13 protein-coding genes and 2 pseudogenes are annotated in these 10765 nt (G+C 62.8%); 5 read left to right on the forward strand and 10 right to left on the reverse strand.

What is annotated here, in order from left to right; genetic code table 11:
• Positions 1 to 46: 46 nt before the first annotated feature.
• The 4 genes from K6G35_RS17130 to K6G35_RS17145 all read left to right on the forward strand — a co-directional run bounded on the left by K6G35_RS17130 (position 47) and on the right by K6G35_RS17145 (position 3458).
• Complete coding sequence (locus K6G35_RS17130; RefSeq protein WP_186426820.1) at positions 47 to 724, forward strand: response regulator transcription factor; 678 nt, start codon at positions 47 to 49, stop codon at positions 722 to 724.
• A 1-nt stretch (position 725) separates the two neighbouring features.
• The gene (locus tag K6G35_RS17135; protein ID WP_495676786.1) at positions 726 to 2141 is read left to right on the forward strand and encodes a sensor histidine kinase; all 1416 of its coding nucleotides are present in this window, start codon (positions 726 to 728) and stop codon (positions 2139 to 2141) included.
• 281 nt (positions 2142 to 2422) lie between these two features.
• The gene (locus tag K6G35_RS17140; RefSeq protein ID WP_495676787.1) at positions 2423 to 2623 is read left to right on the forward strand and encodes a hypothetical protein; all 201 of its coding nucleotides are present in this window, start codon (positions 2423 to 2425) and stop codon (positions 2621 to 2623) included.
• 118 nt (positions 2624 to 2741) lie between these two features.
• On the forward strand, positions 2742 to 3458 hold the full coding sequence (locus tag K6G35_RS17145; RefSeq protein WP_186426861.1) for an MgtC/SapB family protein: 717 nt from the start codon (positions 2742 to 2744) through the stop codon (positions 3456 to 3458).
• Positions 3459 to 3497: 39 nt separating this feature from the next.
• On the opposite strand, the gene K6G35_RS17150 is transcribed toward K6G35_RS17145, so the two are convergent.
• Complete coding sequence (locus K6G35_RS17150; protein WP_495676788.1) at positions 3498 to 4547, reverse strand: MBL fold metallo-hydrolase; 1050 nt, start codon at positions 4545 to 4547, stop codon at positions 3498 to 3500.
• 191 nt (positions 4548 to 4738) lie between these two features.
• Between K6G35_RS17150 and K6G35_RS17155 the strand changes: the two genes are divergently transcribed.
• Positions 4739 to 5224, forward strand: coding sequence for an adenosine-specific kinase (locus K6G35_RS17155; RefSeq protein ID WP_186426816.1), 486 nt, complete (start codon positions 4739 to 4741; stop codon positions 5222 to 5224).
• Between the two features lie 128 nt (positions 5225 to 5352).
• Here the strand turns inward: K6G35_RS17155 and K6G35_RS17160 are convergent, their stop codons facing one another.
• The 9 genes and pseudogenes from K6G35_RS17160 to K6G35_RS17200 form a co-directional block, all read right to left on the reverse strand.
• Positions 5353 to 6012, reverse strand: a complete 660-nt coding sequence (locus K6G35_RS17160; protein ID WP_495676789.1) for a DUF799 domain-containing protein — start codon at positions 6010 to 6012, stop codon at positions 5353 to 5355.
• Between the two features lie 119 nt (positions 6013 to 6131).
• Positions 6132 to 6473 (reverse strand): annotated as a pseudogene (locus tag K6G35_RS17165) (DUF4810 domain-containing protein); the annotation flags it as partial.
• A 39-nt stretch (positions 6474 to 6512) separates the two neighbouring features.
• Positions 6513 to 7187: a CsgG/HfaB family protein gene (locus K6G35_RS17170; RefSeq protein ID WP_186426814.1), complete on the reverse strand. Its 675-nt coding sequence runs from the start codon at positions 7185 to 7187 to the stop codon at positions 6513 to 6515.
• Positions 7188 to 7245: 58 nt separating this feature from the next.
• Complete coding sequence (locus K6G35_RS17175) at positions 7246 to 9012, reverse strand: ShlB/FhaC/HecB family hemolysin secretion/activation protein (protein WP_495676790.1); 1767 nt, start codon at positions 9010 to 9012, stop codon at positions 7246 to 7248.
• A gap of 3 nt (positions 9013 to 9015) precedes the next feature.
• The gene (locus K6G35_RS17180) at positions 9016 to 9207 is read right to left on the reverse strand and encodes a hypothetical protein (protein WP_495676791.1); all 192 of its coding nucleotides are present in this window, start codon (positions 9205 to 9207) and stop codon (positions 9016 to 9018) included.
• Between the two features lie 119 nt (positions 9208 to 9326).
• Positions 9327 to 9599 (reverse strand): annotated as a pseudogene (locus K6G35_RS17185) (hemagglutinin repeat-containing protein); the annotation flags it as partial.
• Positions 9600 to 9620: 21 nt separating this feature from the next.
• Entirely contained in the window at positions 9621 to 9917 is a 297-nt protein-coding gene (locus K6G35_RS17190) for a MafI2 family immunity protein (protein ID WP_495676792.1), read from the reverse strand.
• A 2-nt stretch (positions 9918 to 9919) separates the two neighbouring features.
• Positions 9920 to 10165 (reverse strand): polymorphic toxin type 50 domain-containing protein, encoded by a 246-nt coding sequence (locus K6G35_RS17195; protein WP_495676793.1) that lies wholly within the window; start codon positions 10163 to 10165, stop codon positions 9920 to 9922.
• Entirely contained in the window at positions 10162 to 10536 is a 375-nt protein-coding gene (locus tag K6G35_RS17200; RefSeq protein ID WP_495676794.1) for a hypothetical protein, read from the reverse strand. Before K6G35_RS17200 ends, K6G35_RS17195 begins: the two co-directional genes overlap by 4 nt.
• Positions 10537 to 10765: the final 229 nt, after the last annotated feature.

Below are 10765 nucleotides of genomic sequence, written 5' to 3' on the forward strand. Positions count from 1 at the left end.
GAAAAGTCGGCTGATAGAATCAGACCCGACCCGGAAAGGCGAACCCATGAGGATCCTATTGGTAGATGACGACCAGAAGGCAGCGCGACTGCTGGCCCGTGGTCTGCAAGAAGAAGGTTATGACGTGGAGACCGCCCATTCGGTTGACGTGGCAGCGGCTCACAATTGTTACGCGTTCAGTCTGCTGATCCTCGACTGGATGCTTCCAGGCAAAAGTGGCGTCGAGTTCTGCCGGGAATTGCGTGAGCAGGGCGTGCGCACGCCGATCCTGATGCTGACGGCGCGCGATGCGATCAACGACCGCATCACCGGGCTGGACACCGGCGCCGACGACTACCTGACCAAACCCTTCGTCTTCGAGGAACTGCTCGCGCACGTGCGGGCCCTGCTGCGGCGTGTGGAGCTGGCTCAACCCGCCCCGCTCACGCTGGATGACCTCGTCATCGACCCGCAGACCCGCAGCGTCACGCGGGCCGGCGCGCGGCTCGATCTCACGCCGAAGGAGTACGCGATTCTCATCCTGCTGGTGACGCACGCTGGGGAGATCGTCAGCCGGGCACAGCTTGCGGAACACATCTGGCACGCGGACCTGATCGCCATCGACAACCTGATCGACGTGCATATGAAGAACCTGCGCCGCAAACTCGACCCACCGGGCATGACGGCGCTGATCCAGACCGTGCGGGGCCAGGGCTTCCGCATCTCGCCATCGGGGGCCCTCTGACGTGCTGAACTTCCGGCAGCGGCTGGTCCTGACCCACTGGACCGTCATCGTGGTGATCGTGGCCTGCTCGGCGTTGGCCGGGTGGTGGCAGCTATCGCGCCTGGTGCATGGCCAGCTCGATGCGGCGCTGCTGACGCTGGCCGATACCGAGGCCGGCATGCAGGTGGAGAGCCACGGGCAACCGGTCCGCGTGCACGAGCGCCCGCCCGGGTCGGCCCCGCCATCGCTGGTGCGCCTGGACCGGCTGGTGCAGATCGTCAATGCCAAGGGCGAAATCCTGGCCCGCAGCTCAAACCTGGGTGACGCCATGCTGCCCGCCCCGCCCACGCTGCTCGACGAACTCGCGTCCGGCGGGGAGGCGGTCTTTCAGACGCTGCCGAGCTTTGGCGAAGAGCCGCTGCGCATGGTGTCCCTGCCCGCCGTGGCGAACGGCAAGCCCGTGGTAATTCAGGTGGCGGGCTCGCTGGACGACGTGCACAACGTGCTGGAGTCGGCCACGATCCTGTTCGGCATCATGGCCGCCGCACTGCTGGCCGCCGTGGGCGCCGCCGGCAGCGTGCTGACGCGGCGCGCCTTCCGTGGCATCAACGACGTGGTGAAGCAGGCCCGGCTCATCGGCGACGCCAACCTTGGCGAACGCCTGCCGCACCCCGGCACAACGGACGAAATCGGCCAGCTCGTCGATACGCTGAACGCGATGCTGGACCGGCTCGAGCAGGCTTTCGACCAGCAACGGCGCTTCACGGCCGACGCCTCGCACGAACTGCGTTCGCCGCTTTCCCGCTTGCGCACCGAGATCGAAGTGACGTTGCGGCGGCCGCGCGAGAGCCAGGAGTACGTGGACACGTTGCGCTCCTGCCTGGATGAAGTGGGCCGCCTGACCCGGCTGATCGAGGAACTGCTGATGCTGGCCCGCTTCGACGCGGGGCAGGATCGCCAGGCTGGCGAGCCACAGGCACTGGATGCGCTGATCGCGGAAACGCTGTTGCGCGCCAGCCCTGCCGCCCGCGAACGGCACGTCGAACTGGTGGCACGCAGCGAAGCGGCGGGCGGCGCCAAGGTGTCGCACGGATCGGTAGGGCTGGTGCTGGCCAATCTGGTGGACAACGCGCTCAAGTTCTCGCCACGGGGCAGCAAGATCGTGGTGGACTGCGCCGCCGACGCACACCACGCCACATTGCGCGTCACCGACGAAGGCCCCGGCATCCCCCCGGACGAGTTGCCCTTCCTGTTCGACCGCTTCTTCCGTGGCGCGGGCGCGCGCGCGTCCGAGAACGAGGGAGTGGGTCTTGGGCTGGCCCTGTCGCAATCGATCATCCATGCTCAGGGCGGGCATATCGAGGCCGCCAACGGGCCCGACGGCGGCGCGGTGTTCACGGTCAGGATTCCGCTGGCACTGCGCGAAGCCGGTTCCTGAAGAAGAATTCAGTGTACGGAGCAGCACCCCGTCGATACACTCCGTCCCATCAAAGCTCGCCTGGGGAGGACCCTCAAATGGACTGTTGTTCTAGTCGATATCCAACACAAGGTTAAGCAGGCCACCCACATCCATTTTGTCGCTGGCTTGCATCGATCCATCGCAAGTCACGCAGCGGCAATCACGGGCACCCCAGCCCGCCGCGCGCCACTCGCACGCGCCTGCCCCGGCAGGCACCATGCTGTTCCGCCATGGTCGGCAGGACAGCGAAGGAGTCGGAAATGCGCAAGTTCCTCGCATCCACCACCCGGACCTCCGCGCTCACAGAGCGTCTGGTCTCCCCGTTCCTGCGCGCCCAGACGCAGTCGAACGCCTCGACCACGAACTCGAAATCACTTGGCCAGGCCGACCGCACGGACGCCCCGAGATCCAATCGGGAATACGCCGACGCGGCCATCCGGTTCTGCCGCACGCTCTGGTAAGACGCGTCCGCGATCCATACGCCAGTTGTACGCCACGGCACGCACGTGCCGTGTCCTGCCACATGCCAGCCACGGCTGCCATGTGGCATCATGATTTCCACGTCCGTCGAGCATGTCCATCGAAGCCATCCAGAACATCAACCTAGAGTCGCTCCTCGACACCGGCATCAGCCTGGTTACCGCCTTCGTGCTTGGCGGGGTCATCGGCTATGAACGCCAGTACCGCCAGCGCACCGCCGGCCTGCGCACCAACGTGCTGGTTGCCGTGGGCGCGGCCATTTTCGTCGACATGGCCAACCGGCTCGCCGGCCACGACGGCGCGGTGCGCGTGGTGGCCTACGTGGTATCCGGCATCGGCTTTCTTGGTGCGGGCGTGATCATGCGCGAGGAAGGCAATGTGCGCGGCCTGAACACCGCTGCCACGCTGTGGGGCTCCGCTGCGGTCGGCGCCAGCGCGGGGGCGGACCTGATCATCGAGGCCGGCATGGGCTGCATGTTCGTACTGGCCGCCAACACGCTGCTGCGTCCCGTGGTCAATCGCATCAACCAGCAGCCGATCGACACGCCTGCGGTCGAGGTGACCAACACGGTCTACGTGATCGCGCCACGCCATCGCCAGAAAGAGGCATTGCGCCTGCTGTCTGACATGCTGGAAGCGAGCAACCATCCCACGCGCGATCTGGTAGTTCATGCATTCGGCGCGAACGATATCGAGATCGAAGCCGTGCTCATGGCCACTTCGGTCGACGGCGACGAGCTGGATGCCGTGGTGGCGAGGCTTTCGGCATGTGAAGCGGTAACCCAGGCGTTCTGGAGTCCGAGCACCACGGAATAGCGGCGCCCGAAGGCGCCGCCAGAGTGAACCCCGCCCCGTTCAGCGATCGTTGCGGATCGGCCCGTACTCGACGGGCACCCATGTATAGCCGACCTGCTCGCGCCGCACATGTCCGATGCCCGGGAACGGCAGGTGCGCGCCGCCTACCCAGAACTTGTCGCGGGCGGCGTCGGCCAGCACGCGATTACGCGTAATCACGGCCTGATGGCTGTCGGTATCGAACTCGATCGCCACCTGCGGGCTGCGGAACTGCACCGCGTGGCTATGGATGACATCGCCCCACAGCAGCAGTTTTTCCTTGCCGGACGTGAACAGATAGCCGACATGCCCCGGCGTGTGGCCAAATTCGGGCACCGCGCGCACGCCACGCACGAGTTCGTCACCTGCGCCGGCACTGGCACTGAAGGTGCGGAATCGGCCGGCTGCCCGGTACGGCGCCACCGCGTCGCGTGCCATGGCAAACAGACCTTGCGCATCCTTGGGTGCTGCCGCGGCCTTCGACTCGTCGAGCCAGTAGTCCGCGTCGGCCTTGTCGGCATAGACAGTGGCGGCGGGAAACACCGCCGTGCCATTGGCCAGCAGACCACAGGCGTGATCGGCGTGCAGGTGGGTCAGCAGAATGGTGTCCACCTGTTCCGGCTCGTAGCCGGCCGCGTGCAGGTTCTCTCGGATCCGTCCCAGCGTTGGGCCGAAACATGCCGATGCGCCAGTATCGACCAGAATCAGATGGCTGCCGGTATTGACCAGATAGGCATTGACCGCTGTCTGCATGCCGGGTGTCGATTCGACGAACATGCGCGCGAGCAGCCGTTGCACCTCGCGCGCGCTGGTGTACTTGAACAGCTTCGGATCGAGATCGATATAGCCGTCGTACAGCGCGGTGACTTCGAACTGGCCGACCATCATGCGGTAGTAGCCGGGCACCTGCGTCTTCTTTTGCGCGTGCACAGGCGCTTGCGCACACGCATCGGTCGGCATCGCGGGCAGGACCAGTGCCGCGGCCGCGAGCAGCGTGGCGGAAACCAGCGTCTGGAACACGCGCTTGCCGGACCCCATTCCGGCACGAAGCGGAGTTGAATGCAGCTTCATGAGAGATTCCTTCTGAATGTGGATGTCGATGGAAACTGACGATGTCGCTGAACACATGCCGGCGTGCTGCATCTGCGGCGACGCCGGCGCGGCGTAACGGCTATCTTAATCCACCCGGGATGCATCGGCTTGCATTCGAAGACACGCGGCCTACCATTGACTGGATAGGCACCCATGCAGGAGAGCAAGTCATGGAACTCAGCGCGGTGCCGGTATCCAAGCCGGCAGACACCAACTTCATCTTCGGACAGTCACATTTCATCAAGACCGTCGAGGATCTGCACGAGGCACTCGTCGGCACGGTACCCGGCATCCGCTTCGGCGTCGCCTTCTGCGAGGCATCGGGCAAACGGCTCGTGCGCTGGTCTGGCACCGACGAGGCGATGATCGACCTGGCCTGCCAGAACGCCACCGCGATCGCGGCTGGGCATACCTTCCTGATCTTTCTTGGGGATGGGTTTTTTCCCGTCAACGTGCTCGGCGCCGTGCGCGCCGTGCCCGAGGTATGCCGCATTTACTGTGCCACCGCGAACCCGACGGAGGTCATCGTCGCGCAGACGGATCTTGGCCGGGCCGTGCTCGGCGTCGTCGATGGAGAACCGCCGCTGGGCATCGAGACCGCCGCCGATATCGCCGACCGGAAGCAACTGCTGCGGCAGATTGGCTACAAGCTCTGAGTGGGAGGGAGCGATGGCCAGTATCGCGCGTGTCGCGCGTTTCGCTTGTATTGCCCGTATCGTCCATGAGGCACCGCCACAACCCCGGATCACCGAGGTCGTGGCCTGACGATGTCCTCCGACTACCGTTAGTCCGACTGATACTTCGGCGAACGCGGCCCGTACAGAATACCGGTGGGCTGACCCGCCGACAGCAACCGGTCGCTCGCGGCTCCAGCCACGCCGTAGCTGCGATCCACCGTGTGGTTGATCACCTGGGCAACGGCCGCGGCAATCAGCGCGCCCACCAGTCCGCCACCGGCGTTACCGGAGTCGTCGGTGGCCGCTGCGGCCGCACCGCTCCACAGCGCGTCGCCGGTCTTCAGATCCACCAGCTTCGCGCTCGCGGCCACGCGCGTTACGCTGCTGAGCACCTGATACTTCGAACCGTACTCGCTCACGGTCACATATAGCGCGGCGTCGGCGCCGAAGATCTCGCGCAGCTTGGCCACGGGAACGGCGTGGATGTCACCCGGCACGGTCAACCCGTTCTGGCGGAACGTCTCGTCAACCAGCGCCACGGGCAGCACGTAGTAGCCCGACTCGGCCAGCGGCGCGGTGGACTGCGCCAGCATCGCGTAGGTCGCATTGATATCCGGCGACTCGTTCAACGGCGGCAGCACCACGATCGAACGCGGCCGGCTGGCCTTGTACGCCGAATAGTCAATCTGCTTGGTCGGCACGGCACAGCCCGCGAACAGCACCACGGCGCCCAGGCCCGCGATATAGGTCAGGATTCGACGCATCACTTGGCGCTCCCGGTGGTGGCGTCGGACTTCGCTTCCGCCGTGTCAGCCTTGGCCTTGGCCGAGGCGTTGGTTGCGGCATCGGCTGCGGCCCCTGCGCTCACATCCTTGCGCGCATCGGTCTTCACATTACGCATCAGGAAATCCATATAGGGCGTGGCCTCCGGGAACAGCGTCTTCTCGGTCTGGAACTCCTTCACCATCTGGTCGCCCTTGCCCAGATTCAGATACAACATGCCAAGCTGGGCGTGATACCCCGGCGGCGCCGAGCCACCTTTCGCCTTCATCTTGTCCAGCCCGCTTTCCAGCGCCAGCACCTGTTCCTCCTTCGCGCCGTCCTTGAGGTACTGATAGACCTGGGTCTGATACCCCTCCCATTGATAGAGGGGCTTCGGCCCACTCGCACAACCCGCCAGCACGAGGCCGGCCGCCGACAAAAACGCTGCCTTGCGCAGCGTGACCATGCTCTTCATTTTTTCTTCCCGTCGTACAAAGAACAGCGATTACTGCTGCGGCTTCCACGCGCCGGATTCGATGGCGCCCACAAGGTTGTTCACCGCCTCGCGCATGGCCAGATCCATCACCTTGCCATTGAGCGTGGAGTCATAGCTCGCCGTGCCGCCAAAGCCGATCACCTCCCGGTTCGACAACTTGTACTCGCCCGCGCCCTGCGTCGAGTAAACGACCTCGGAGGTGCTGATGTTCACGATGTTCAGATTGACCTTGGCATAGGCCACCTGCTCCTTGCCGCGGCCCAGAATGCCGAACAGCTGCACGTCGCCGACTTCCTTGCGGCCAAATTCGGTGATGTCGCCGGTCACGACATAATCGGCGCCCTTGAGCTTCTGGGCCTGGTTCTTGATCGTCGCCTCGCGCTTCATCTCGTCCAGATTCTCGCGCTCCAGCACATTGAATCGATTGGTCTGCTGGAGGTGGGTCACCAGACTTGTCTTCGCCTGGCCGCTCAGCCGATCGATGCCGTCCGAGAACACACCGCGCATATAGTTCGAGCGGTTATCGAACTTGCCCACGGCGATCGGCGTGCGCACGCCGTTGTAGGGGCGGCTGGCACTTTCCACCTTCTGCACGGGCACCGCCGTGGACGTCTCGGTCGCGCAGCCTGCCAACCCCAGCGCCGCCACGACACCCACCGCGGCATAGGTCTTGAATCGAATCACGTAATTTCTCCTGTTTGACTACGTTGCTGAAAGCGGCGACAGCCGCCGGTATGAAAACTCAGTACTGATACGCCACCTGCATCCCGCCGGTGACGCCAGACGTATGAAAGGCGGCTGGCTTGTACACGGGCAGGCCGACAAAGAAGTCATAGGACAGCCGCCCGAACTTCGAACCAAGGCCACCGCGCAGGCCCAGCACCGCGCCGATCAGTTGCGTGCCAACCAGCCCGACCGTCGACGGCCCGAACACACGTCCGTAGTCCAGCCCCGCATACAGCGCCTGCCCGGTGTTGGCGACGGGTGCCTGCAGTCCGTTGCGCCAGTAGAAGCCACTATCGCCGGCCAACAGCATCTCACCGTCGAAGCCGCGCACCGTATAGCGGCTGCCGATGGTCATCATGTCCAGCGCATACAGGCGATCACCGGTGTACTGGCCACGGAAGGTCGTCACGTAACGCAGCATCTGTTCGCCAAGCCGGAAGGGCGCCGACAGATTGGCATCGGCCACGACCATGCTGTAGCGCCATGTCGGCCCGCCGTTCACAGCCAGCGTATCGGCCTGCGAACCGAATCCGCCGATGCCCTGGCGATACACGAGGCTGCCATCGAACTGCGCCGCGCCGAAGTAATGGCGATCGGTGAAGCCGGCCTCCACAAACGTGTTGTTGCGCCGCTGCTGGGGGATTGCCGTGTCCTCGATGAAGCTCTCGCCAAAGCGGCGCGAGAGCCGAAACTGCAGACCCAGCACGTCGTTCTGGCTGCGGCGAAGCACGCGTTGCAGCTTCATGTCCACCGTCTGCGAATTCCCGCTTGAGACAAAGGTCTGGTTGACGCCCGCAATCTGCTGGTAGTACGTGTTCGAGTACGCGGACAGCGTGCCCGTCCAGTAACCCCACGGCACCGAGTAGAAGCCGTTCCAGCCATGCGTGCCGTGCTTCCGGTTGCCAAGCTCAACGTCCTGCATATAGCCGACGTTGAACAGATCGTTGAGACCCAGTGGGTTATCGATGCCCAGACTCAGATTGCCGAGCCATTTGCCCGTTGCCTCCGTGCCCGAGTTGTCGATCGACGCCACCACGGTCCACGCCTTCGCCCGCTTGACCGCGATGACTACATCGCTCACGCCCGGCACGGCAGTCGGCACGATCTGCATCTCCGCATCCTGACTGGCCACGCGCTTCATCTGCTCCAGCCCCTGCTCCAGATCGCGCAGATTCAGCAGATCGCCCGAACGTGCCGGAAACGCGGACTTCCACGTGCCGCGCGTATCCGGTTCCGCAAAACGCAACTCGCCGATCACGCCGGGGATCAGCGCCAACCGCAATGTGCCGGTGCTGAGATCCTGCTGCGGCAGTAACACTCGCGTGGTGACATAGCCTCGGCTCAGAATGGTCTGAGACACACCCTTGGTCAGCATATCCAGGCCCTGCCTGCCGACACACGCACCCTTATAGTGATCGAGCCATGCACGGGCAAAAGCAAACGGGTCCATCGGCAGCGTAGAGGCACCGTGTACCTGGACGCTATCGGGCAGATCGGCAGGGACGTCGAGCACGAAGCGGTCGATGCGGAAACATGGCGTCTCGGTCGGCAGCGTCGGATAGGCGAGCGGCGTCACATCCTGCGCGCGCACGCCGGGCGCTTCAATGGCCTGGGCGCGCTCGCGGGCTTCCTGTTGCTGGCGGGTGAGTTGTTGTTGATCGGCGGCGGTGGTGGCCGGGCTCCGGCCCGGGCCAGTCGGCTGCGCCTCCGCGCATGTGGAAAGGCCGAGCAGAAGCAGGCTCGCATGAAGTGGGCGAGTCATCGCCATCGACTTGATTCTCATGGGTTAATGCTTCAATTTGACGCCAGTCATCATGCCGCCCGTAGGCATGGCGGCGAGACACGATGCGTCAAGTGGTGCCATGAGATTGCTTGCGGCACCAGTGGCGCCGGTGGTCGTGCCACTGTCGGTACCGCCACCACAGGCCGCAATGGCGGCAGCCATTGCGGGCAGAGAAAATGCGAGCGTCTTCTTCATGCAGTTATCCCCCTCAGTGGAGAGTTGGTTGGGGGGCGTTTGTCGGTCTGGTGCCGCTTTGGTTGGAGTAATTGATGACTACTGGCTCTGAGAACTGGCCGGAATATGGATCAGTGTTGGAGAAGTTTTTTGTCCGGGCTGGCCGTGCTCGTGATCACCGCCCCCTTCAGGTCCGTGTTGCCTTTCACGTCGAGATCGCAGCCGCCCTCTCCTGCTCGGATCGCTGTTTGCTCGTTCACGTTGGCGTACTTGCCGTCGCCCTTGCCCATCGACGCGGTGAACGAGCCCGAGAGGCCAGCGCCCTGGCTCCACCCGATACCGCCGCCCACGCTCTGCTGACGGGCCTCGCTGTCCTCGGTGTCCTGACGGCTCGCCACGTTCAGGTTACCGCCGAAGCATGTCTGCGACTCCGGCTACTCCCGGCGCCAGTAAACATACCAATCCAGTACTCCGTCCCGGAATTGTTGTGGGACATCAACTCTCACACATTCCATTTCGACACTTGCTTCATCGAAGTGGGATGCCACCTCCGAACCAACCTCATCCATCATTTCTCGATCCACATCAGGAATGGCACCATCAAAGATAACCTTCGCCCTTATGTTCCCATCGACAAACCCACAGCTTATAGCTCGCACGTTAGGGCCAACCCTTCCAAGAAGGGCATTTTGCATAGCTAAAAGCAAGCGCACACGCAATGTGCTATTCATCGTTATGGCCTCGCTGGGACAATGTGAACACCATCCTTTCCATAGTGGATGATGCCATTTGTAGTTGGGGTCTTCTCGCCGGTCACGGGATCAATATAGTTGCCAATCGCCGTACCAAAGTTCATGCACTCCCTATACTTGACCAGGTGAGGCCTTCTTTGTCGGCCCGTAAAAGCTAGCGCAAGCCTATCCTGCAAGGATAGTGGTTTGACCGGCGAAAAATTTCCAGACCAACAGAGCAAACTCAAAGCGAGAATGTCACACAGGAATTCTTCGCTGCAGCATCAACAAGAAAGTTGCGAAACGTCATTAGCTCTGACAGCAATAATTCTCTCGGTATGCTTGTGGTCACGGGCTTGTGTTCAAATGTCCAGCGATACACGAATTCAACATCTCGCTCGACCGACTCACCTATGACACACATCCTTTCATTCAGAGATTCAACGACAGCAATGACTACTGCCACATCAGCCACATTTTCTTCATACTGATCGAACATCGTGCCATGTTTCGCATTGATGTTTGACCAGAATCTCGACGAGAACAACCATTCGGACAGTGGGCCCGACAAACGCAGTTGGTTCGCCCCGTCATCAGCCATCACCAGCGATTCTTGCATCCGCATCCTATCGCCCCTTATTTAACTGGATCAGTATTGTTGAAGTGAGTCAGACCATTTCTCACACCTGACGGGACCCCCGTCTGAGTCGTCTTATTCGAACCAACCAGCGGAACGTTGTTGGGAATCACATTGCCTGTCTGATCAAGATACTGGCCAGCCGCGCTCTGCACCCGATAGTAATTCCCGGCATTGTCGTGCACCACGGACATGCCCGTGGTCGGGTTCG

The organism is Cupriavidus sp. HY129 (assembly GCF_059492215.1).

Coding starts and splice junctions, on each gene's coding strand:
- K6G35_RS17175 (WP_495676790.1), bottom strand. CDS start 9,012: ATGAGAATCAAGTCGATGGCGATGACTCGCCCACTTCATGCGAGCCTG.
- K6G35_RS17190 (WP_495676792.1), bottom strand. CDS start 9,917: ATGAATAGCACATTGCGTGTGCGCTTGCTTTTAGCTATGCAAAATGCC.
- K6G35_RS17130 (WP_186426820.1), top strand. CDS start 47: ATGAGGATCCTATTGGTAGATGACGACCAGAAGGCAGCGCGACTGCTG.
- K6G35_RS17200 (WP_495676794.1), bottom strand. CDS start 10,536: ATGCAAGAATCGCTGGTGATGGCTGATGACGGGGCGAACCAACTGCGT.
- K6G35_RS17140 (WP_495676787.1), top strand. CDS start 2,423: ATGCGCAAGTTCCTCGCATCCACCACCCGGACCTCCGCGCTCACAGAG.
- K6G35_RS17180 (WP_495676791.1), bottom strand. CDS start 9,207: ATGAAGAAGACGCTCGCATTTTCTCTGCCCGCAATGGCTGCCGCCATT.
- K6G35_RS17150 (WP_495676788.1), bottom strand. CDS start 4,547: ATGAAGCTGCATTCAACTCCGCTTCGTGCCGGAATGGGGTCCGGCAAG.
- K6G35_RS17155 (WP_186426816.1), top strand. CDS start 4,739: ATGGAACTCAGCGCGGTGCCGGTATCCAAGCCGGCAGACACCAACTTC.